Genomic DNA, 21,048 nt, shown 5'->3' on the forward strand with positions numbered 1-21,048 from the left:
GAGGTATTTCTTTTCTCTTGAGAAAACTTAAGAAGTTAACAATTTCAAGGGACAAACTTTTGGTTAAAAAATTAATCATAAATAATAAAGTTACGGAAAAAGAAAGATTTCTGTTTCTGCTGAAATCTCGTACATCAAATACAAATTTTTTCTTTGTAAAGCTATGAGAAATTTCAATTTGAAGAGAAGTAAGAATATCATTTACTTTTTTTCTTCTCGATTTAACTGCTTGATTCACTGTTAAATATACAAAAAACAAACCAAAAAAACAATTAAAATAACTGATAATCAACGTATTAAATCCATAACTTAATGACATTGGGCTAAAGCCCGTTCCTATTCATGCCTTGAAAATCAAAGATTTTCAAAAAAACTAATGTGTCCTTCTATTCACAAACCTTTAAACCTAAAAAAATGACTAAAGTGTTTAAAAACTTTTGTCTCTTTTGTGGTTGATAAAAATTCACCTAATCCTTCAACTTTCAGTTTTAAAATCTATTTTTACACAAAATTCAAATCACTAGAATCTCATGAATGTTTTTATAGCAGGCGGAACTTCCGGTATCGGCTATGCTCTTGCCCGGCATTATCTGGAAAAAGGATATGATGTGGGGATCTGTGGCAGAAACCTGGCAAAGATTTCTGAAAATAATTTAGAAAATGTAAAAACATTCCAGACAGATGTTTGTGACATGAATGCTATTGCCACGGCAGTGCATACTTTTTTAACGGGTGGCCAAAACCTTGACATCTTTATCAACTGTGCAGGAAGTTATGCTGAAGATGTAGCGGGGAAAATTTCTTACGAAGAAGCCGAGGAAATGCTTCAAACCAACATTTTAGGGACAGTAAACTGTTTTGAAACAGCCCGAAAAGTAATGAAGGGACAGAAAAAAGGAAGCATTGCGGTTATTGCGTCTGTTTCCGGAATTTTAGACTACGAAAATTCAAGTCTTTATACCAAAACAAAACGTTCAGTGATACAAATTGCGGATGCCTACCGTCGTGCCCTGAAACCGTTTGGAATTTCCGTCACCACCATCGTTCCTGGATATGTAGATACTGAAAAGTTGAGACAGCTCAATAATAATGATCTTCACAAAAAACCTTTCCTTACCGATGTGGAAACAGCTGTCATTCATATTTCAGAAGCTATTGAAAAACAGAAAAAACGGGTGATTTTCCCTGCAAAAATGAAGTGGATGATGAAATCACTATCTGTACTTCCATCCTTTTTATTAAATACAATCATGTTCAGAAAAGCCCAATGGATGAAAGACGACCAACCTTAAAACAGCAGATCTATGCTTTTTTCCTCTGCACATTTGTATTCATGATTGTTTACAATTTTGCAGCATGGTACACTTCAAAGGCTGAAAAAGTACCGTCGTTTGTATTTGATTTTGAAAAATACATTCCGTTTCTACCGTGGAGCATTATCCCATACATGACCAGCGGTATTTTTTTCTGTTCTGTATTTTTCATGTGTAAAGAGCGAGAACAGCTTAGAGTTTTAACAAAGAGAATGCTTTTTACTACTTTAACAGCGGGTGTTTGTTTCATTGCATTTCCGTTGCAGTTTTCTTTAACAAAACCTAGGACAGACGGCTCCATCTTAGACTACTCTTTTCAGTTTTTAAAGATATTTGATTCGCCTTTTAACCAGTCCCCGTCCCTTCACATCGCTTATGCCTTTATTTTCTGGGCCGTTCTCAGGAGCTTAAAAACCTTCCGAACCTTTCTAATGGTATGGCTCATTGTACTGGGAATTTCCACACTGACGACCTACCAACATCATTTCATAGATATCCTTTCAGGAACGGTGCTTGCTCATATCAGTTTTATGGTCTTCCCCTACCGGAAAAATGATTTCCAATACAGAAACTTCCATATTGCCAATTTCTATTTTCTCTTTGGATGGATTCTGGTCTCAGCTTCAATTCTTCTCAATAAATTTTGTGGCCATTTATGGCTAATTTTGATTTGGCCAGCAGGAATGTCTATCATCATCGGATATCATTACCAAAAGAATAACATTCATTTTTTAAAGGATAAAAACGGAAATATTTCACTGTGGAAAAAGATCTTTTATACACCATACCTGATGATGTACTGGAGCTTCTGGAAATTTTTAAGAAAGAATAAAAAACCAGTTGAAATTGCTCCCCGAATTTACATTTCCTCAAGACCCGACCATAAAGATGTTCATTATTTTGGAATAGACAGAAATACTTTAATCTATGATCTCTCAGCAGAAATTGAGGAAACACCGGATTTAAAAAAGAAGTGTTCTTATCACTCAGTTCCTTTTCTTGATATTGGAACTTTGGATATTGATGAAACGAAAAAGCTGGTCACGGAAATCACAGAGAACTACAGAAAGCTTCCAGCAGATGGAAAAATTTTCATTCACTGCACCATGGGATTGACAAGAAGCTCTGTTATCGGTATTTTAGTAATGAAAAATATTCTATCTTTACCTGTAGACGAAGCAGCAGACCTCATGAAAGGCATTCATAAGAATGCAGTAATCCATCCTTACCTGAAGGATTTTTTGAAAAAAATTTAAACTATGAACAGCGGACATTTTAAGAGTTTTGACGGCAGTACTATTTTCTACCGTGAATGGAATTATCAGCCTCAACAAAAAAGTATCATCATCATCCATCGCGGTCATGAGCATTCAGAAAGACTGAATGATATTGCACAATCGCCACAGTTTTTGAAGTACAATATTTTCGCTTTTGACCTCCGCGGACACGGACATACAGAGACGGGAACTTCTTCTATTTTCATGGATTATGTGAGGGATCTGGATTCTTTCTCCAAATTTTTGGGGTCTAAATACGCGGTGAAGATTTCTGACATTTTCGTTTTGGCCAATAGTATCGGAGGAGTTGTCGCTTCAGCCTGGGCTCACGATTTCGCGCCTGACATTGCTGGAATGGCTCTCTTAGCACCTGCTTTTAAAATTAATCTTATCGTTCCGCTGGCCAACGAAATGATCACGCTTGGAACAAAACTTAAAAAGGGACTGATCATCAAAAGCTATGTAAAATCTAAAATGCTCACCCATGATCCGGAGCAGCAAAAAGCTTATGATACCGATCCGCTGATCACAAGATCTATAGACGCTGAACTTCTCATCGACCTTGCAAAAGCAGGAAAACGTCTGGTAGAAGATGCTGAAGCTATTAGTACACCGGCTTTGATTCTGGCGGCAGAAAAGGACCATGTGGTCTTCAATAAGGAACAAAAAGCTTTTTATGATAAGCTTGATACGGATTTAAAAAAATATGAAGTATTATCCGGCTTCTTCCATGGTATTTTATTTGATACCGGAAAAGAGAAAGTATACGACAAAATAGTGGATTTTGCTGAAAAATGCTTCAGCAGAACACATCAATCAGCTTCCCTACATCCTGACCGTTTCTCCATAAAGGAATATGAAGATCTTCAGAATAATATCGGGAACAATCTGAATTTTAAGTTTCAGAAATTTTCACTCAATAACATCGGAAAAATAAGCAACGGAATGGCTATCGGCCTGAAATACGGCTTTGATTCCGGTGCTTCACTGCATTACGTTTATCAGAACCAGCCGAAAGGAAAATTCGGTTTTGGGAAAATGATGGATAAAAATTATCTTAACGCGATTGGCTGGAAAGGAATCCGTATCCGTAAGGAACATTTGATCCAGCTTTTGGAGCAGAATATTCAAAATCTTAAGAAGGAAGGCCGAAAAATTAAAATTCTTGATATTGCTGGCGGGACAGGAAATTATTTATTTGATATTAAAGAAAAATATCCCGATGCCGAGATCGTTATCAATGAGTTCGTTAAGTCCAATATTGAAATCGGAGAACAAGTAATCAAAGAGAAAAATTATCAGAATATCCGTTTTACTAATTTTGACTGTTTTGATCCTGAAACGTATAAAAAGATAGATTTTGAGCCTAATATTACCATTGTTTCAGGGATTCTTGAACTTTTCGGAGATAACGAAATGGCCGCTAGAGCAATTCAGGGAGCAGCTTCTATTTCTGAAAAAAATTCTTTTATAGTGTACACCGGACAGCCTTGGCATCCTCAACTGAAAATGATCGCTTATGTTTTGAATAACTATCAGCATAAAAACTGGATCATGAGGAGGCGCTCGCAGAAAGAACTTGACAGAGTTATGAAATACAGCGGTATTCGAAAGGAAAATATGCTGATCGATGATTATGGTATTTTCACTGTGTCTTCGGGGAAGATTAATTCTTAATTTTTTTAAAATATAATCTCCCGCAGATTTAGCAGATGGCACAGATGTTTGCGTTGCAATTAAATCTACAAGATCAGCGAGAATCAAATCCCAATAAGAAAGGTTTTTCAATCACTTGAAAAACCTTTCTTTAAAAAAATGATATATAAAACTATTGTTTTACCAGTTCAAAATATAAACTTACATCTACATCTTTAGCTACGCCCGCGCCGGTTGGATCATATTTGATTCCGTAGTCTAAACGGTTAACCGTGAATTTCGCCTGGAAACCCATTACTTCTTTACCTTGCTGGTTTTTAGTAACTCCTCCAAAAGTTACAGGAATACTAACATCTTTTACAGTTTCCTTAATCTTCAAGGTCCCTTTTACTATATAATTATTTTTATCCTTCGTGATAGAAGTACTGTGGAAGCTCATAGCAGGATAATTATCAACATCAAAAAAATCGGCGCTTTTGAGGTGCTTATCTCTCATCTCTACCCCTGTATTGATTGAGTTTACGTCTACTTCGAACGCAAAAGTGGCATTATCTAAATTAGCCCCTTCAGCAGCTACTCTTCCTTTAAATATATCAAATCGCCCCTGTACAAAGCTGATTCCCATATGCTTGATATTAAAGTTCACCGAAGAATGCATAGGATCTACCGCCCATTCGGTTTGTGCAAAACTCAGAACACTTAACAGCGTAAAAACGAAAGATAAAAGTACTTTTTTCATTATAACTTATTTTAGTTGAGTTAAAGATAATACATATTGGCCATCCAGTTCTTGATGTAGGTTAGTTTTTAATTTTGGATGCAGTTATTTTAGAATATAACAAGTCGAAGACTAATATGATCAGAAATACGACGACTGAATTTACATAAAGGAATAAAGCAAGAAGTCCTGCATCTCCTTTATTTGAAAAATATTCAAGTGGATTTGTTCCTGAAATGACTAATGTGATTAAATAAATAATTTCAAATAAAACCGCAATTCTTAAAACTGAACTGTAATTCTTTCTGAATAGTAATATTGTAATAAAACTAACAATCGTTACGATAAGGCATTCCACCAAAACACCAACTGGAACCATGGCTATTCCGCCTGATTTTTCTTTTAAAAAACGCAATGTCCATTCGCTGAATTGGGCATTAAGAAGACTCATCACAATAAATATGGCTAAGCTTCTCATTAAAATATTTTTCATGATTGAAAATTAATTAAAATTCCGAAAGGAGATTCATTTTTTTTAACTTCGCAGTATGGCAAAACTGAAAACAGCATATTTCTGTCAAAACTGCGGAACCCAATATTCCCAATGGATGGGGCAATGCAAAAACTGCGGAGAATGGAACACCCTTGTAGAAGAAGTTGTTGAAAAAACCTCATCTAAAACTCCACCTTTTTCAAAATCAAAACAGCATGTCATCAACATTATTGAAGTGGTGACCAGCGAAGAGCCAAGAATAAAAACACCTTCCGAAGAACTGAACCGGGTTCTGGGAGGAGGTATTGTATTGGGTTCAGTAACTTTGATTGGTGGTGAGCCCGGAATCGGGAAATCTACCCTTTTGCTCCAGCTGGCTTTAAAGATGAAGAAAAAAGTCTTTTATGTTTCCGGGGAGGAGAGTGCTTCACAAATCAAGATGAGGGCGGATAGGTTGACAGACGTTCAGAACCCCAACTGTTTTCTTTTTACCGAAACTTCACTGGAAAAGATTCTTCATGAAGCCAAAAAACTGGAACCGGATTTTATGATCATCGATTCCATTCAGACTTTACAGTCTCAATTAATCGAAAGTTCGCCGGGAACGGTTTCCCAGATCAGAGAATGCTCCAATGAGATCATTAAATATGCGAAAGAGAACAATACCCCGGTTTTTCTGGTAGGCCACATCACAAAGGATGGCCAGATTGCAGGACCGAAGGTATTGGAACATATGGTAGATGTGGTTTTAAATTTTGATGGCGACAGAAATCATCTTTTCAGATTGCTCAGAGCCAATAAAAACCGTTTCGGATCTACTTCTGAAATCGGGATTTATGAAATGGTTTCCCAAGGGTTAAAAGAGATCAGAAATCCGTCTGAGATCCTTATCACCAAGAAATTTGAAGAACTTTCCGGAAACTCAGTGGCAGTCACTTTGGAAGGAAACCGACCGATGTTGCTTGAAATTCAGGCTTTGGTAAGCACAGCAGTTTACGGTACTCCGCAGAGAAGTTCCACCGGATTTGATGCCAAAAGACTGAATATGCTTCTGGCTGTCCTGGAAAAACGTGCGGGTTTCCAGCTGGGCGCTAAAGATGTCTTTTTAAATATTACAGGAGGAATCAAAACGGATGATCCTGCATTGGATCTTGCGGTGGTAGCTTCCATCTTGTCTTCCAATGAAGACATTGCTATTTCTGAACATTTCTGTTTTGCCGGAGAAATTGGATTAAGCGGAGAAATCCGTCCAATAGCACAGGTTGAACAGAGAATTACGGAAGCTGAAAAATTAGGCTATGAAAAAATATTTGTCTCGAACCTCAACAAAATTCCTAAAAGAAAATTTGGAATAAAGATTGAAGAAGTGAGCAAAATTGAGGATTTCCATGAGAGACTTTTTTAGGAAACATTATTAAGACTCAAAACCTTAACAATGCTATACAATACTGACAATGTCATCTACTATTTTTACGAATATTCATCATTTGTAATAATTGAAAAACCTTTATGCCCTTTGCTAAGATGCACGCCTAAAAAGATTCAGTAATTAAATATCTCAGCGAACCTTGAGATAAAATTTAGCATTAATAGTAAAACCTGACAATCGGAATCATTTTATATATATATTTGGAAAACATAAAAACATACAAATATGAGTAAAAAAACAGGTTTGATTTTAGGGATTCTTGCTACCATTTTATTGGGCACTTTTCTCTATAGTAAATTTTGCTGTAATTGCGCAGACAAAGAACCCACTTCTGGTATTGTCGCCAATACAGGAAATGGAATGGTTTTAAAAGGCTCTTCTTTGGATTACCAATGCGAAGAAAATTTTAATTTCAAAGAAAATGATTTACAATACATTGCACCAGTTGATGCATGTGTAGATGTGGGAATTGAAAAATTGAAAGCCGATTTGGAAAAAAATCCTAATCAAAAATTATTGATTACAGGATATTGCACCTCTGCTGAGAAAAAATCTGCATTGTTTCCAAATCTTGGGTTTGACAGAGCTAATCAAGTAAAGAATTATTTGATTTCCAAAGGTATTTCTTCAGAAAAATTAGATATTAATGGCGAAGTGAAAGACCTCATCCCGAAAGATAAAACTTTCTATGGACCCATAAACTACACTCTTTCTGATGTTAATGCAAATGCACCTGCAGAAGATTTTGGAAAACTAAAAGAAGAGATCAATGCAAGTCCTTTAATTTTGTATTTCGAAACCAACCAATCTGAAATCAATTTGACGGATGAAGAAAAACAAAAGGTGGCAAAAATTGTACGGTATATAGACCATGTAAAAGATGCAAAAATTGCAATTACAGGACATACTGATAATGTAGGAAATGCCAATAAAAACATTCAACTTTCCAAAGAAAGAGCAGATTTTACTGCAAAATATTTGGGTTCTAATGGCGTTTCTGCAGAAAAAATAACAACCTCAGGAAAAGGTCCGAACGAGCCAATTGCAGACAATACAACTGCAGAAGGAAAGACAAAAAACAGAAGAACAGTTGTTCAAATTCAATAATATAAAAACTTAATTAAAAAATAAAAAATATGTGTTATTTAATACCAATATTAACAGGATTAATCAGTGCACTTTTAGGATATTTACTAGGCAAACTACTTGGAGGTGGCAATAATTTCAAAGCAGAATTAGACGCAGAATTAGAAAAAAACAGAAGGCTTTCTGCAGATTTGAATGCCTGCAATAGCAAATTTTCTTCTACTGAAAAAGATTATTTATCATTAAAATCTTCTACTTCTGCCAATGCAGATTGGGAAGCAAAATATAACACTTCTGTTGCAGATAATGATACGTGGAAACTAAAATTTGCCAAGTTAGAAAGCGATTACAATGCTTCTGTGTCTACAGTAAATAGTTTGAAAACTGCCGCCGCAGCAGTCCCTTTAGCAGCGGTTGCTACAGATAATTCAACGGAATTAAATGCTTTAAAATCTGAAAACTCCACCCTGAAAGCAAGAATTGCAACACTAGAAGCAGGTGTAGTTTCTACTTATGTTTTTGCCGGAGACAATGCTAAATTGGCATTTGGAGATGTCGTGAAACAAGACGATTTAAAAATAGTAGAAGGAATTGGTCCGAAAATAGAAGAACTCTTCCATAATGCAGGAATCAAAACCTGGAAACAACTTTCGGAACTTTCACAAGACCAATGTAGAGCGATTCTGGATTCTGGTGGAGAACATTACAAAATCCATGATCCGGGAACTTGGCCGAAACAAAGTGAAATGGCTTATAAAAACCAATGGACAGAACTGAAAAACTGGCAAGATCAATTGAATGCCGGTAAATAATCTTATAATGCAAGTTCTAAAAAAGCGAGTATAAGATAATAGTTAAAACCAGAGCAGAAAAATTCTGCTCTGGTTTTATTTTTAAAGAATATATGCAAATTTTTAAGTAAAAAGTTAATGATAAATCTTGTACATTTAGATAGATATTTTGCAACTCATAAATAAAACAATTCTTGTAAATAGCAAAACAACCAATGAATTTACTCGCCCATTCTTTTCTCACATTTTCTGATGGACAAATCGTAGGACAATTTTTGGAAGATTTTATCCGGAACAAAGACCGTTATTCTTTTCCGAAAGAGATCCAGGATGGAATTACCATGCACAGGGCTGTTGATACATTTACAGATTCCCATCCTGCTATTCATGAGGCTAAAAAAGTTTTCTCCCCTTTGGTTAGGCTGTACGCAGGGGCTTTTGTAGATGTTGCTATGGATTATTTTGTAGCTACTGACCTCAGTCTTCATTCTTTACCAGAATGGAAAGCCCATTCGTTGAGGGTATACAGAGTCCTGAATGAGCATGAAGAATGGCTTCCTGACAATTTCAAAAAAATGCTGGCTAAAATGGAGGTGGACGACTGGTTGTATAATTACCGTGAAGACTGGGGCATCCAATTCAGCATGCGGAATGTGCTGAATAAAGCCAAATACCTGGAACCGGACATCCCCGTTTTTGAAGCTTTTCTGGAAAACAAACCTTTTCTACAGGAATGTTATAACGATTTTTTTCCTGATCTCCTTGCTCACGCCAAAGGCATCAATGCAGTAATCCAGCTGGACAACAAATAAAAAAAACACCTACAGGGAACGTAAGTGCTTTTTTAACAATTTGTGTTGTTAGAATCCGCTACCTTAATTCTGGTAGAGTGGAACTTTCTACCCTAGGAATTTTATTTTAAACTATGAATTAGGTTTAAGCTTTTTGATCTGCGTTTTTAGGGAATTGATCTGCTCCTGCTGTCTTTTAAGCATTTCTTCCTGCTTTTTAAGCGTTTCCTGCTGCTGCTGAACCGCTTTTGTAAGAACCACCGTCATTTCTGCATAGTTTACCCCTAATGTTTTCATCTCATCATCATCAACATTTACCAGCTCCGGCATTGCAGCTTTAACCTCCTGCGCTATAAATCCTATCTTTTTATCTTTACTCAATTTCTCATCTTTATACTTATAATTAATAGTGCGAAGATTTAAGATTTCTTTTAATCCATAAGTATTATCAACAATATCTTTTTTTATTCTGATATCTGATGGTGTAATCGTACCTGATGCTACGATATTTCCAGCAACGTTCAGCTTTGCAGTAGCTGTTGGAGTAGTCCCCATTCCAAAATTACCATTAACCAGGTCCATTACCAGATCGTTACTTCCGGTGCGGCTAAGTAGGAAAATGCCATTCGTATTAACGGTAGGATTGATCCCCATTATTGCTTCCTTGGTGGTACCGGAAGCATCCTTTGCCAAAAGGTGCTGGATCACAGCCTGACCGTTGCCACTGTTCTCAAGTCGTAGCGCCATATTGGCCGTGTTGCTGGTTGTTACAGTAGTTCCACCCGTTCCGTTGCTCGTTACACCTGTGTTACCATTAACAGAAAGCTTTGCAGTGGCGATGGGAGTAGTCCCCATTCCAAAATTACCATTAACTAGGTCCATTACCAGATCGTTACTTCCAGTGCGGCTAAGAATGAAAATGCCATTCCCACCACCGGTGGTAGGATTAATCCCCATTATTGCCTCTTTGTTGGTACCGGAAGCATCCTTTGCCAAAATATGCTGGATCACAGCCTGGCCGTTGCCACTGTTCTCAAGCCGTAACGCCATATTGGCCGTGTTACTGGTTGTCACAGCAGCTCCGCCCGTTCCGCCGCTCCTCACATCAGTGTTACCACTAACAAAAAGCTTTTCAGTGGCGGTGGGAAGATCACCCATTCCAAAATTACCATTTACCAGATCCATTACCAGGTCATTACCCCCGGTACGGGTAAGGAGGAAAATACCATTTCCACCAATAGTCGTGGGATTAATTCCCATTACCGTCTGCTTCGCGGTACCGGAAGCGTCTTTTGCCAAAAGGTGTTGGATCACAGCCTGGCCGTTACCACTGTTCTCAAGTCGTAGCGCCATATTGGCCGTATTGGCAGTCGTTACAGCGGTCCCACCCGTTCCGCTGTTCAATATATGAGCATTGGTCTGTGGTGCAGCAGAGCCAATCCCTACTCTATTATTAGCTGCATCTACAGAAAATGTGGTTCCATCTATAGAAAATCCGTTGACAACTGTTGATGTAAAGGTTAGCGGGTTTGCTCCCTGTGTTACCGTGCGTATTCCGGTAAGTGTTCCATCAGAATTGTAAAGATTCAAAGCACCATCATTTACATTTTTCCAAAGCGTTCCGTTGAAAAAATAATATCCAGGAACCGTAATCTCCACAGTCTGAGCCACACTGGGGATAGTTCCAGTGGGAGTTGTAGCATCAGTTACATATACTATAGCACTTGACTGGCTTGCGGCATAAGTGCCGGCAGCTTTTGCCGCAAGTTGCTGTCTGGTAATTCTGGGTGTCATCACCCCGTCCTTAGTAGTCGTGGAAGCACCATTTCCTACAACATCTAAGGTAGATTGAGGAGCTGACGTATTAATCCCTACTTGTCCCATAACTAAAGAAGCTGAACCAAGAAAGAATACAAATGGGTAATAAAATTTACTTTTCATACAAGTTATTTTTAAAAATTTATTTTTTATATAGAAATTAAACATATTAACAATACAACTATAATAAAATATAATTTCAAATTTTACTTAAAAATCAATGTTTATATAAAAAAAACTCATCCATATTAAATCAAATATAACTATTTTCATTTACATAGCAAGCTACTATTAACTAAAATTAATAATTTAAATAACAAATCACATATTAGGGATTAAAAATCCTATTTGCAATTTGCTTAAAACTTATATAGGAAGTAAGATATGACCTTATAGAGTTAACAATGAAATGTTCATCCCTATTAATTTATTTATCAAAATAAAGCAAGGATTTATTTTCTTTTTATACATTTTATAGGCTCCTATTTTAAAAAAAACACTACTCAAAATGATAATTTTAAAACATTCGATACAGGTAACGGTTCGGATAAGTAAGCTTTTCACTTTGTCTTTGTCCGTTCACAATCATATGAACAATATTGATCTGATCATCGAAAAGATTATACAGAAAGCTGACCGCAGCTTCTAATTTTTTAGGAGTGGCTACTGTTTCCGATTCCAGAAAAATATTGACAGACTCGCTGTCTTCTTCATAACCCACATAATTTATTTTTAAAAATCTGCCGTCAGCTTTCAACTTAAAATAGTCCACACAGTATTTCTCCAGGGCTTCATTGAGCTTCGCTTTGTATTTTTCATCATTAAAATGAAAAGAGCTTCCGTATTTTTTACTCAGTCCGTTTTCAAGATCATCAAGGAAAAACCTCCCGGTAATCTCGAAAGATTTTGACCTGGAATTATAATTAATTTCTACAGAACCCACATGGTAAGGGTGTTTCGCTTTTGAAAAAGAGAATAAAAAAAATACAGGAAGCAGAAACAGCCATAAATTCTTCATAAGTTCTGACATTTAAAATTTGTTCGAAATTAATCATTATTTTCGTACGCATTAAATTTTTACGTTATGATGCAGGATTTTCTATTCTATTTACACCTTGGCTGGGAACATATTATTTCTCTGGACGCATTGGATCATCAACTGTTTGTTCTGGCTCTTATCGCTGTATATTCCTACAGTGACTGGAAAAAGATCCTTATCCTTGTCACTGCATTCACAATAGGACATTCCATTACTCTGGCATTAAGTATTCTTGATGTTTTCAGGGTTCCGTCTGACTGGGTAGAATTCTTAATTCCGCTTACCATCGTTCTTACTTCTCTGGATAATATTTTAATGAAAAATAAAAAGCAGACACTGATGCGGGCCAATTATTATCTGACCCTGATCTTCGGATTGATCCACGGAATGGGGTTTGCCAATACCGCAAGGGTGATGATAGCCAAAAGCCAGAGCATTGCCATTCCTTTATTAGGGTTTAATATAGGTTTGGAACTGGGGCAAATTGTCATCGTACTGGCTATTCTTATCCTTTTATTTATTCTGCTTAAAATTTTTAAGGTGAATCAAAAAGACTGGATTCTATTTGTCTCTTCCGGAGTATTTGCATTAGCCCTAAAAATGACTTTGGAAAGAATTCCTTTTTAACTTTGAAACATTTTCAATTTTTCAACTACTTATTATTATCTTTGATAATTATTAAATCTTTTCGGTAATGAAACTAAAAGCAGTCCTATTTTCATTTTCTGTATTAGCCTATACAGGTTTCACCGCACAAAATATCCAGAACAATCCTGGAAGCAACCACGGAAACAGATTCGAGCAGCTCGGGACTATTCTCCCAACTCCCAATATTTACAGAACGGCTTCGGGAGCTCCCGGCCAAGGATATTGGCAGAACAGAGCCGATTACGATATTACGGCTTACCTTGATGAAGACAAAAGAAATCTGAAGGGTTCAGAAACCATTACCTATTATAATAATTCTCCGGATGACCTGGATTATATCTGGCTTCAGTTGGACGAGAATGAACAATCCACCGTGAAAAACGCGGGATTTCAATTCCCATCTACTCTTCCGGCTTCTTCCAATGATCAGCAGCTGAAAGTCACTGATCTTCAGGAAAAAGATAACGGCTATGGTGTTAATCTGGAAAAAGTAACGGATGCTTCAGGAAATCCGCTGAAATATACGGTGAACAAGACGATGATGCGAATCGATCTGCCGAAAGTTTTAAAGAAAGGAGAAAAACTGGTCTTCAAGGTAGACTGGAACTATAATATCCCGAACAGAATAAAAATGGGTGGCCGCGGCGGTTATGAAAATTTCGTTGAAGACGGAAATGACCTTTACACCATGACGCAATGGTATCCAAGAATGTGTGTATACAGTGATTTCCACGGATGGCAGAACCATCAGTTCACAGGTCGTGGTGAATTCGCTTTGGTATTCGGAAACTTCAAAGTTTCTATGAATGTACCAGCAGATCATATTATTGGCGGAACCGGTGAATGTAAAAATTACGATCAGGTTTTAACGTCTGATCAGATGTCCAGATACCGAAAAGCTGAAAGCGCTTCCGAACCTATTGAGATCGTAACATTAGATGAAGCGAAAAAGGCGGAGAAAAATCATTCTAAACAAAGAAAAACTTGGAATTTTGAAGCGACTGATGTAAGAGATTTCGCCTGGACCTCATCCAGAAAATTTGTCTGGGACGGAATGCGCGTTACCATTCCTGAAAACAATAATAAAGTAATGGCCATGAGTTTCTATCCAAAAGAAGCTTACGGTCTGTACAGAAAATATTCAACAAAAGCTGTTGCTCACACCATCAAAACCTATTCTGAATTCACGATTCCTTATCCGTATCCCGTAGCTCAGTCTGTAGAAGCAGCTAACGGAATGGAATATCCAATGATCTGCTTCAACTTTGGAAGAACGGAAAAAGACGGAACCTATTCTGAGGGAACTAAAAATGGAATGATCGGTGTAGTGATCCATGAGGTTGGACATAATTTCTTCCCAATGATCATCAATTCTGATGAAAGACAATGGAGCTGGATGGATGAGGGATTAAATACATTCACAGAATATCTTACCGAAGAGAAATGGGACAATAAATTTCCATCGAAAAGAGGTCCTGCATGGACGATCACAGATTATATGAAACTGCCAAAAGATCAGTTGGAACCTATCATGAGTAATTCTGAAAACATTATTCAGTTTGGGCCGAATGCGTATTCAAAACCGGCTACAGGACTCAATATTCTTCGTGAAACGATCATGGGTAGAGAACTTTTTGATAAGGCCTTTAAAACCTATGCAAAAAGATGGGCATTCAAACATCCTGAACCTGCAGATTTCTTCCGTACTATGGAAGATGCGAGTGGTGAGGATCTTGACTGGTTCTGGAGAGGATGGTTCTACGGAACAGATCCTGTAGATATTGCGATTGATAAAGTGACGGTTGCTGTCCCGGATCTCAACACTCCTCCAAAGGAAGCAAAAGAAACAAAATACAAAGTGGAAAAACCACTTCAAAATACATTTGAAGATATTTCAAAAATCAGAAATAAAGAGGATAAGAACATCACGTTCTATGTAGATAAGGATAAGGATCTTCAGGATTTCTATTACAGGTATGACAGAGGTACGGAGAAACCGGATGCTGACAAAGAATATTCTGTAAAAACAGAAGCCGGTCTTCCACTAGATGCTAAGGATCAGGAGAAATTCAAAAACCTGACAGGCTACCAGATTGATTTCGTCAATAAAGGCGGACTGGTGATGCCAATCATCCTTGAATTTACTTTTGAAGACGGAACTAAACTGTATGACAAGTCATCTGCACAAATCTGGAGACAGAATGAGCAGAAGGTTTCCAAAACGTATTATTTTGACAAAAAAATAAAGTCGATACAGCTTGATCCTATGAGAGAAACTGCTGATATTGATACTTCCAATAACTTATGGAGCAGTACCGGAACAGATACTCAGGTCTCAAAATTCCAATTGTTTAAACAGAAACAGGGAGGTGGTCCGGTAAGAGGAGGCGCCAACGGAAAAGTAAATCCGATGCAGGCCGCCGGAAAGAAATCATAAAAAATAAAAAGCTAAGAAAGGTTGTTTCATATTTGAGACAACCTTTTTTCTTGTAATCAACAGCTTAATGATTTGGCTAAAGCCAGTTTCTGATGCTCATTAAATGGTAGGTGGGCTAAAGCCCACCCCTATTGAATTTTTAAATATTAAACTCAAAAAAATCTGCGTAATCCGTGTGATCTGCGGGAGTCATCATACGGTAAGTTGAGGGCTAAAGCCGCTCCTATTGAAATTTTAAAATAAAAAAATCTGCGTAATCCGTGGAAATCTGCGAGAGATTTTTAAGCCCGAAGAATTAATTCAGATAAGCTTTCAAGGAATTTTTATACGTCCTGCCCAGCGGAAGCTTCTCCCCGTCTTTAAGATATACATGAGCCGTATCATACGAACTGATATGGGAAGACAGAACGATATAGGATTTATGAATTCTAATAAACCCAAGGTTCTGAAATTTCTCTTCAAAATTGGACATCCGCTCAAGGATCATATACTTTTTAAGAGGAGTCACCAAAATAATATATTCCCCGAATCCCTGTACCCAACGTACCTCATCCAGAAGAACTTTATGCGTCAAGTAATTGGATTTGAACATGATAAAATCTTCCTTCTTCTGATTCTCCGCAGAGTTTTTAAACTGCAGAAAATCTTTGGCTTTATGAATCGCTTTTCTGAACGTTTCAAAGTCGACAGGTTTTACCAGATAATGTACGACATCCAGTTCAAAAGCTTTGACTGCATACTGAGTTTCAAGGGTAAGAAATATGCACAATGGCTTGTAGGGAAGCTGACGTAAGAGTTCAATTCCGTTGATGTAGGGCATATTGATATCCAGAATCACCAGGTCTACCCTATTCTGTTGAAGATATCCCAATGCTTCTTCCGGATCCTGAAATACCTTCAGCAGATCCACATCTTCCATTTGCTCACAGTACTTTTGGATAAGCTGGAGTGCCGGATATTCATCATCTACACTTACGATTGTCAGGTTAGCCATTACAATTTGATTTTTAAAATAGTCTGATAATTGTTGTCTTCTGCAGGTTGGGATATAAAAGTAAATCTGCCTGCATAATTTTTCTCTAAAATATGAATGACGGCTTCATTTCCCAAGCCACTGTCATTCATATTCCCAACAAGATTCTTTTTCTTCGACACAGAATTTCTGATCTCAAATAAAAGATCCTGCTCTTGTATTTTATAACTGATATGGATGTAACTCTCTGCTTCTATCCCCACCGCAGAATGCTTCAGGGCATTTTCAAATAAAGTGAGACATACAGAAGGGGGAACATCAATTAATTCCAGGGTTTCCTCATCCTGAATATCAAAAGTGATATCCAGCACATTATTATACTTCAGCTGGTACAGTCCTGCCAGAGATTTGATGGAAGAAAATTCCTGAGCCATGCTGATCTTCTCCTTATGGGTATCATAAATCACATACTGAAGCAGTTTACTAAGCTGTAATATAGACTCTGATGTATTTTCTGATGGCTGAAAGCTTTTGGAATAAATATTATTAAGGGTATTCAGCAAAAAATGAGGATTCATTTTAGATTTCAAAAGATCCAGATACAGCTGGTCCTTTTCTTCACCCAAATCTTTAAAATCTTGTTCGATAAGAAATTTGTCCTTGGTAATTCCTAAAAACGAAGCAACAAGTATTACAATTCCCTGCGCTGTATACACATTGTACAGAAATTTGGTATTGGAAAGCGTTTCATTAAAATGCATATTAAAAACTGCCGGCTCGAGTAAAATTCTGAAAAGACTCGAGAACAAAAAGCTGATGAGTGCATAGAGAATGAACTCAGGATATTTATTGGAAAGGTAAAACTCCGGAACCAGATAAAAATAGACGAGACTGTAAATTCCAACATTAAAAATAATGACAGATAAAACACTCCAGATGAGTTCCGGAACATCCAAAAAGTAGTTTTCGGTAAAAAAAGTGATGATAAAGAAGATCAAAAAGAAGAAAATATGCTGGAACTTCAATAAAAGTCCCCAGTGGTATTCCATCAGTCTTTTCAAAACCTTTGCATTAAACAAAACCCTGAAAACCAACAATATAAATATAATATTTATAATTAAAAACATCAAAAAATCCAAATTTCAATCTTTCAAATATACCATCTTTTTCATCCCATCCTGCAGTTCACTGATAAAAACTGTCATTGATTGAAAAATAAATCCGCGGCTGGTTCTTATAAATATATTTGAAACATCAGGATATTAACTCAATATTACATGAAAATTAAATTCACATTAACCACCATTTTACTGCTGACAATAATCTGTCAGGCAAACGCACAAAGCCGTGACAAGTACAATATGTGGTTCCAGTATCTCATGTCTGCAAAACTGACAGATAAGAGTACACTAACCGCTCTTTCGCAGTATCGTTCTTTTGATCTCGCGTATGACACAAGACTTTTTCTGGTATCCGCCTATCTGGATTATGAAGTAGCCAATGATGTGAAACCCGCCGCCGGATTCATGTTCCTGGTATTGGATTCTTATAAATCTGACAATTCAAAAAAAGAACGGTATGAAAAGAGACCTTTCCAACAGGTGACTTTAGGAGGTAATATCGGAAGAACTTCCGTGTCACACCGTTTCCGTGTGGAAGAACGTTTTATAAGCAACCCCGATGAGTTTATCGTGAGGCTGCGATACCTTATTTCCCTTAGAATTCCTTTTAACAGAGCGGGAGAAAAAGAAAAACTATACGGCATTCTGAAAAATGAATTAAGAATGAACTTGGTGAAAGAAGATCCGTTTGACAGCAACCGATTAACAGCAGGGCTTGGAATTAAAGTGGGGAAAAACTCAGCGATCGAAGTCGCTTTTATCAATCAGCTGGAAACCAAATCTACAAGCAACTACGCCTATATTGGCTACAGAAACAGTTTCGACTGGAGAAAGAAAAACAAAAATAAATAACTATAAATCAAATCATCTATGCTTACATTCCTTGGATTTCTCATGATTCTGATCTTCATGGTTCTGATCATGAATAAAAAATTGACTCCGCTTACGGCTTTGGTCATCGTACCGGTAACCGTAGCTCTTTTTGCGGGTTTTGGTCCTGAACTTGGTGAAATGATGAAAAACGGAGTCAAAGAAATAGCTCTCACCGGCGTTATGCTGATCTTTGCCATCTTATATTTCAGTTTAATGATCGACACGGGACTTTTTGAGCCTTTAGTGAATATCATTTTAAAAGCAGTTGGGGACAATCCCATCAAAACAACGATAGGAACCGCGATTCTTACGGCTTTGGTTTCACTGGATGGCGACGGTTCCTCCACTTATTTAATTGTGGTGGCCGCCATGCTCCCTCTATATAAAAGACAGGGCATGAATCCACTGATTCTTACGTGTATCATCATGCTTGCCGGACAGATTATGAATATTCTTCCCTGGGGAGGCCCTACAGCAAGGGTAATGAGTTCTCTGAAACTGGGGCATACCGAAATTTTTGTCCCTATGATCCCGATTATGGCTATAGGAATTGGCTGGGTAATATTCGTTGCCTATATTTTAGGAAGAAGAGAAAAAATAAGAATCGCCAAACATGGAAAATATACCAAGTATAACACCAACGATATCATCGGTGAAGTAGATCTTAAGCTTAGACGTCCGAAACTGATCCTGATCAATCTCGCTCTTACAGTCGCACTTCTGGTTGTGATGATCCTGGATATTGTTCCATTGGGAATTGCTTTTATGATCGCTTTTTGTATCGCTTCCATTATCAATTATCCCAAATTAAAAGATCAGCAGAAAATTATTTCCAAGCACGCAGGTAATGCTTTATCAGTGGCTGGAATGATCTTCGGGGCCGGAATTTTCACCGGAATTCTGAATGGTTCCGGCATTATGCAGGCCATGGGAAACAGTATGATAGAAATAGTCCCTAAAAGCTGGGGTGGATACATGAATATCGTTACCGCTGTATTCAGTATTCCTCTTACCTTCTTCCTTTCCAATGATGCTTACTATTTTGGAATCTTACCTATTATTGTGGCTACAGGGCATCAGCTGGGAATCTCACCGGAAATCCTTGGAAGAGCAAGTCTTATTGGGCAGGGTTCCCATCTTTTGAGTCCATTGGTTCCATCAACCTATTTATTAGTATCATTAGCAGGAGTGGAGTTTTCGGACCATTTGAAATATACTTTAAAATGGGCGTTGGGATCTTCTGTCGTAATGTTAATCGCAGCGTTGATTCTTGGAGTTATATAAATTATTATTATATTTCAGGGGTGTAAAAACCTCCCGGTATTTCGTTATGATGTATACGGACAGCATATTTTTTTCAGATGAACCTTTTTGAAACCAAGAAAACATTCACGGGAAGATATTTAAAAAATCTCACCTTATATGTATTTGCCGCAATTCTCGGTGGAGTACTCACGGGATATTATGCACCTGAGGCAAGTATTCAGCTGGGAATTGTGAGCCGCTATTTTTTCATGGTTCTGGAAATACTCATCCTTCCGATTATTTTCATGGCGATCATGTACGGAATCTGCCAGCTATCAGGAATCAGGAATGCCAGCAGCATTGTTTGGAAGACTATTCTTTATTTTCTGATCATCACTTCTGTGGCTATTATTTTAGGGTTTATTTTCGGTTTTGCTGTAAAACCCGGTGCCGATACCGGAATTGATACCGCGAGGATCAGTAAAACGCTTCCCAAAACATTTGAAATCAATGACAGCAGTTTATCTGGTAGTCTGTATCTCAACAGGCACGGCATTTTTCTTATCGTTTCCATTGTCGCCGGGATTTTCATGAATCTTTCCAGTGCAAGAGAAAAATTCCTGAATCTCTTGGACCGGGGCCTCAAGGTTTTTTATACAGTGATCAAATACCTCTACCTCATTCTTCCTGTTATTATTTTCTGTAATATCGCTTATGGAGTTGCAGTATATGGCATCAATACGCTTCTGCCCCTCAGTAAAGTTGTTGCCACGGTTTATCTCGCTGACATAGTTTTTATCTTTGGTATATTGGGAATCGTCTCTTATCTATTTAAAATCCGTCTGTGGAAATTTTTGCTTGATTTAAAGGAGGAAATTATTCTGGTGGTTACCACATCCTCTTCCAAGACAGCTTTTCCGCTGATCTTTGAAAAAATGGAATCGGAAGGCTACAGCAGAAAGATTTTAAGGTTTGTCATTCCTTTAGGCTATAATTTCAATCTTTCCGGCGCATGCATTTATATTTCTGTGACATGCTGCTTTCTCATTCAGTTTTATAACATTTCATTAACGGTCAGTGATTATCTCTGGCTTTTCGTGATTATTTCTGTGACCTCAAAAACGGCATCAGGCGTTCCTGGATCTGGATTTCTTGCCCTTATTTTTACGTTGAACAGGTTTGGAAAAATTCCTTTAACGGATATTGCCCTTCTTTACAGCGTAGACCGTTTTATGAACGAGGCGAGATCTGTGACCAACTTTATCAGCATTGCTATTTCCGGGGCGGTGATTTCAAAGATCAATCAGTCTTCAAAAAATAATGACCTAAAGTGATATCTA

General features: G+C 37.4%; 19 protein-coding genes. 12 read left to right on the forward strand and 7 right to left on the reverse strand.

All coding sequences use genetic code 11. The features are described 5' to 3' along the window. Positions 1 to 319: hypothetical protein (locus HHL23_RS22385; RefSeq protein WP_228464516.1), on the reverse strand; the 319-nt coding region annotated here is incomplete at its 3' end. Between the two features lie 211 nt (positions 320 to 530). Here HHL23_RS22385 and HHL23_RS00005 point away from each other — a divergent pair. Genes HHL23_RS00005 through HHL23_RS00015 form a run of 3 tightly spaced genes read left to right on the forward strand, consistent with a single transcriptional unit; the run spans position 531 to position 4,267 of the window. Continuing rightward, positions 531 to 1,292, forward strand: a complete 762-nt coding sequence (locus HHL23_RS00005; RefSeq protein ID WP_169232809.1) for an SDR family NAD(P)-dependent oxidoreductase — start codon at positions 531 to 533, stop codon at positions 1,290 to 1,292. Next, positions 1,268 to 2,569 (forward strand): phosphatase PAP2/dual specificity phosphatase family protein, encoded by a 1,302-nt coding sequence (locus HHL23_RS00010; RefSeq protein WP_169232810.1) that lies wholly within the window; start codon positions 1,268 to 1,270, stop codon positions 2,567 to 2,569. The genes HHL23_RS00005 and HHL23_RS00010 overlap by 25 nt, the downstream gene beginning before the upstream one ends. A 3-nt stretch (positions 2,570 to 2,572) precedes the next feature. Further along, positions 2,573 to 4,267 (forward strand): bifunctional alpha/beta hydrolase/class I SAM-dependent methyltransferase, encoded by a 1,695-nt coding sequence (locus HHL23_RS00015; protein ID WP_169232811.1) that lies wholly within the window; start codon positions 2,573 to 2,575, stop codon positions 4,265 to 4,267. A 151-nt stretch (positions 4,268 to 4,418) separates the two neighbouring features. Here HHL23_RS00015 and HHL23_RS00020 read toward each other — a convergent pair whose 3' ends face one another. Beyond that, positions 4,419 to 4,985: a YceI family protein gene (locus tag HHL23_RS00020; protein ID WP_169232812.1), complete on the reverse strand. Its 567-nt coding sequence runs from the start codon at positions 4,983 to 4,985 to the stop codon at positions 4,419 to 4,421. A 61-nt stretch (positions 4,986 to 5,046) separates the two neighbouring features. Further along, positions 5,047 to 5,457 carry a hypothetical protein gene (locus tag HHL23_RS00025; RefSeq protein ID WP_169232813.1) on the reverse strand — a complete coding sequence of 137 codons (411 nt, stop codon included), beginning with the start codon at positions 5,455 to 5,457 and terminating at the stop codon, positions 5,047 to 5,049. 55 nt (positions 5,458 to 5,512) lie between these two features. Between HHL23_RS00025 and radA the strand changes: the two genes are divergently transcribed. The 4 genes from radA (at position 5,513) to HHL23_RS00045 (ending at position 9,575) form a co-directional block, all read left to right on the forward strand. Next, positions 5,513 to 6,862: a DNA repair protein RadA gene (gene radA / locus HHL23_RS00030; RefSeq protein WP_169232814.1), complete on the forward strand. Its 1,350-nt coding sequence runs from the start codon at positions 5,513 to 5,515 to the stop codon at positions 6,860 to 6,862. A 249-nt stretch (positions 6,863 to 7,111) separates the two neighbouring features. Continuing rightward, a complete protein-coding gene (locus HHL23_RS00035) occupies positions 7,112 to 7,993 on the forward strand; it encodes an OmpA family protein (RefSeq protein ID WP_169232815.1) in 882 nt (293 codons plus the stop codon). 29 nt (positions 7,994 to 8,022) lie between these two features. After that, a complete protein-coding gene (locus HHL23_RS00040) occupies positions 8,023 to 8,784 on the forward strand; it encodes a hypothetical protein (protein WP_169232816.1) in 762 nt (253 codons plus the stop codon). A gap of 194 nt (positions 8,785 to 8,978) precedes the next feature. Further along, positions 8,979 to 9,575: an acyl carrier protein phosphodiesterase gene (locus HHL23_RS00045; protein ID WP_169232817.1), complete on the forward strand. Its 597-nt coding sequence runs from the start codon at positions 8,979 to 8,981 to the stop codon at positions 9,573 to 9,575. 111 nt (positions 9,576 to 9,686) lie between these two features. On the opposite strand, the gene HHL23_RS00050 is transcribed toward HHL23_RS00045, so the two are convergent. Further along, the gene (locus HHL23_RS00050; protein ID WP_169232818.1) at positions 9,687 to 11,495 is read right to left on the reverse strand and encodes a tail fiber domain-containing protein; all 1,809 of its coding nucleotides are present in this window, start codon (positions 11,493 to 11,495) and stop codon (positions 9,687 to 9,689) included. 394 nt (positions 11,496 to 11,889) lie between these two features. Further along, positions 11,890 to 12,390 carry a DUF6702 family protein gene (locus HHL23_RS00055; RefSeq protein WP_169232819.1) on the reverse strand — a complete coding sequence of 167 codons (501 nt, stop codon included), beginning with the start codon at positions 12,388 to 12,390 and terminating at the stop codon, positions 11,890 to 11,892. 69 nt (positions 12,391 to 12,459) lie between these two features. On the opposite strand from HHL23_RS00055, the gene HHL23_RS00060 reads away from it, so the two are divergent. Together HHL23_RS00060 and HHL23_RS00065 are read left to right on the forward strand one after the other, a co-directional pair. Continuing rightward, the gene (locus HHL23_RS00060) at positions 12,460 to 13,038 is read left to right on the forward strand and encodes a HupE/UreJ family protein (RefSeq protein ID WP_169233055.1); all 579 of its coding nucleotides are present in this window, start codon (positions 12,460 to 12,462) and stop codon (positions 13,036 to 13,038) included. A gap of 67 nt (positions 13,039 to 13,105) precedes the next feature. Further along, on the forward strand, positions 13,106 to 15,496 hold the full coding sequence (locus tag HHL23_RS00065; protein ID WP_169232820.1) for a M1 family metallopeptidase: 2,391 nt from the start codon (positions 13,106 to 13,108) through the stop codon (positions 15,494 to 15,496). A 295-nt stretch (positions 15,497 to 15,791) separates the two neighbouring features. Here HHL23_RS00065 and HHL23_RS00070 read toward each other — a convergent pair whose 3' ends face one another. After that, positions 15,792 to 16,490, reverse strand: coding sequence for a LytR/AlgR family response regulator transcription factor (locus tag HHL23_RS00070; RefSeq protein ID WP_169232821.1), 699 nt, complete (start codon positions 16,488 to 16,490; stop codon positions 15,792 to 15,794). Then, the gene (locus HHL23_RS00075) at positions 16,490 to 17,518 is read right to left on the reverse strand and encodes a sensor histidine kinase (protein ID WP_169232822.1); all 1,029 of its coding nucleotides are present in this window, start codon (positions 17,516 to 17,518) and stop codon (positions 16,490 to 16,492) included. Before HHL23_RS00075 ends, HHL23_RS00070 begins: the two co-directional genes overlap by 1 nt. Before the next feature lie 228 nt (positions 17,519 to 17,746). Between HHL23_RS00075 and HHL23_RS00080 the strand changes: the two genes are divergently transcribed. The 3 genes from HHL23_RS00080 (at position 17,747) to HHL23_RS00090 (ending at position 21,042) form a co-directional block, all read left to right on the forward strand. Next, entirely contained in the window at positions 17,747 to 18,442 is a 696-nt protein-coding gene (locus HHL23_RS00080; RefSeq protein WP_169232823.1) for a DUF2490 domain-containing protein, read from the forward strand. An 18-nt stretch (positions 18,443 to 18,460) separates the two neighbouring features. Further along, positions 18,461 to 19,747: a CitMHS family transporter gene (locus HHL23_RS00085; RefSeq protein ID WP_169232824.1), complete on the forward strand. Its 1,287-nt coding sequence runs from the start codon at positions 18,461 to 18,463 to the stop codon at positions 19,745 to 19,747. 77 nt (positions 19,748 to 19,824) lie between these two features. Further along, positions 19,825 to 21,042, forward strand: coding sequence for a dicarboxylate/amino acid:cation symporter (locus HHL23_RS00090; protein ID WP_169232825.1), 1,218 nt, complete (start codon positions 19,825 to 19,827; stop codon positions 21,040 to 21,042). Positions 21,043 to 21,048 lie beyond the last annotated feature (6 nt).

Source organism: Chryseobacterium antibioticum, from assembly GCF_012927325.1.
In the GTDB taxonomy this organism is placed as follows: domain Bacteria; phylum Bacteroidota; class Bacteroidia; order Flavobacteriales; family Weeksellaceae; genus Chryseobacterium; species Chryseobacterium antibioticum.

Coding starts and splice junctions, on each gene's coding strand:
- HHL23_RS00025 (WP_169232813.1), bottom strand. CDS start 5,457: ATGAAAAATATTTTAATGAGAAGCTTAGCCATATTTATTGTGATGAGT.
- HHL23_RS00040 (WP_169232816.1), top strand. CDS start 8,023: ATGTGTTATTTAATACCAATATTAACAGGATTAATCAGTGCACTTTTA.
- HHL23_RS00020 (WP_169232812.1), bottom strand. CDS start 4,985: ATGAAAAAAGTACTTTTATCTTTCGTTTTTACGCTGTTAAGTGTTCTG.
- HHL23_RS00055 (WP_169232819.1), bottom strand. CDS start 12,390: ATGAAGAATTTATGGCTGTTTCTGCTTCCTGTATTTTTTTTATTCTCT.
- HHL23_RS00085 (WP_169232824.1), top strand. CDS start 18,461: ATGCTTACATTCCTTGGATTTCTCATGATTCTGATCTTCATGGTTCTG.
- HHL23_RS00035 (WP_169232815.1), top strand. CDS start 7,112: ATGAGTAAAAAAACAGGTTTGATTTTAGGGATTCTTGCTACCATTTTA.
- HHL23_RS00090 (WP_169232825.1), top strand. CDS start 19,825: ATGAACCTTTTTGAAACCAAGAAAACATTCACGGGAAGATATTTAAAA.
- HHL23_RS00070 (WP_169232821.1), bottom strand. CDS start 16,490: ATGGCTAACCTGACAATCGTAAGTGTAGATGATGAATATCCGGCACTC.
- HHL23_RS00075 (WP_169232822.1), bottom strand. CDS start 17,518: ATGGAATACCACTGGGGACTTTTATTGAAGTTCCAGCATATTTTCTTC.
- HHL23_RS00010 (WP_169232810.1), top strand. CDS start 1,268: ATGGATGAAAGACGACCAACCTTAAAACAGCAGATCTATGCTTTTTTC.
- HHL23_RS00045 (WP_169232817.1), top strand. CDS start 8,979: ATGAATTTACTCGCCCATTCTTTTCTCACATTTTCTGATGGACAAATC.
- HHL23_RS00065 (WP_169232820.1), top strand. CDS start 13,106: ATGAAACTAAAAGCAGTCCTATTTTCATTTTCTGTATTAGCCTATACA.
- HHL23_RS00050 (WP_169232818.1), bottom strand. CDS start 11,495: ATGAAAAGTAAATTTTATTACCCATTTGTATTCTTTCTTGGTTCAGCT.
- HHL23_RS00080 (WP_169232823.1), top strand. CDS start 17,747: ATGAAAATTAAATTCACATTAACCACCATTTTACTGCTGACAATAATC.
- HHL23_RS00060 (WP_169233055.1), top strand. CDS start 12,460: ATGCAGGATTTTCTATTCTATTTACACCTTGGCTGGGAACATATTATT.
- HHL23_RS00005 (WP_169232809.1), top strand. CDS start 531: ATGAATGTTTTTATAGCAGGCGGAACTTCCGGTATCGGCTATGCTCTT.
- radA (WP_169232814.1), top strand. CDS start 5,513: ATGGCAAAACTGAAAACAGCATATTTCTGTCAAAACTGCGGAACCCAA.
- HHL23_RS00015 (WP_169232811.1), top strand. CDS start 2,573: ATGAACAGCGGACATTTTAAGAGTTTTGACGGCAGTACTATTTTCTAC.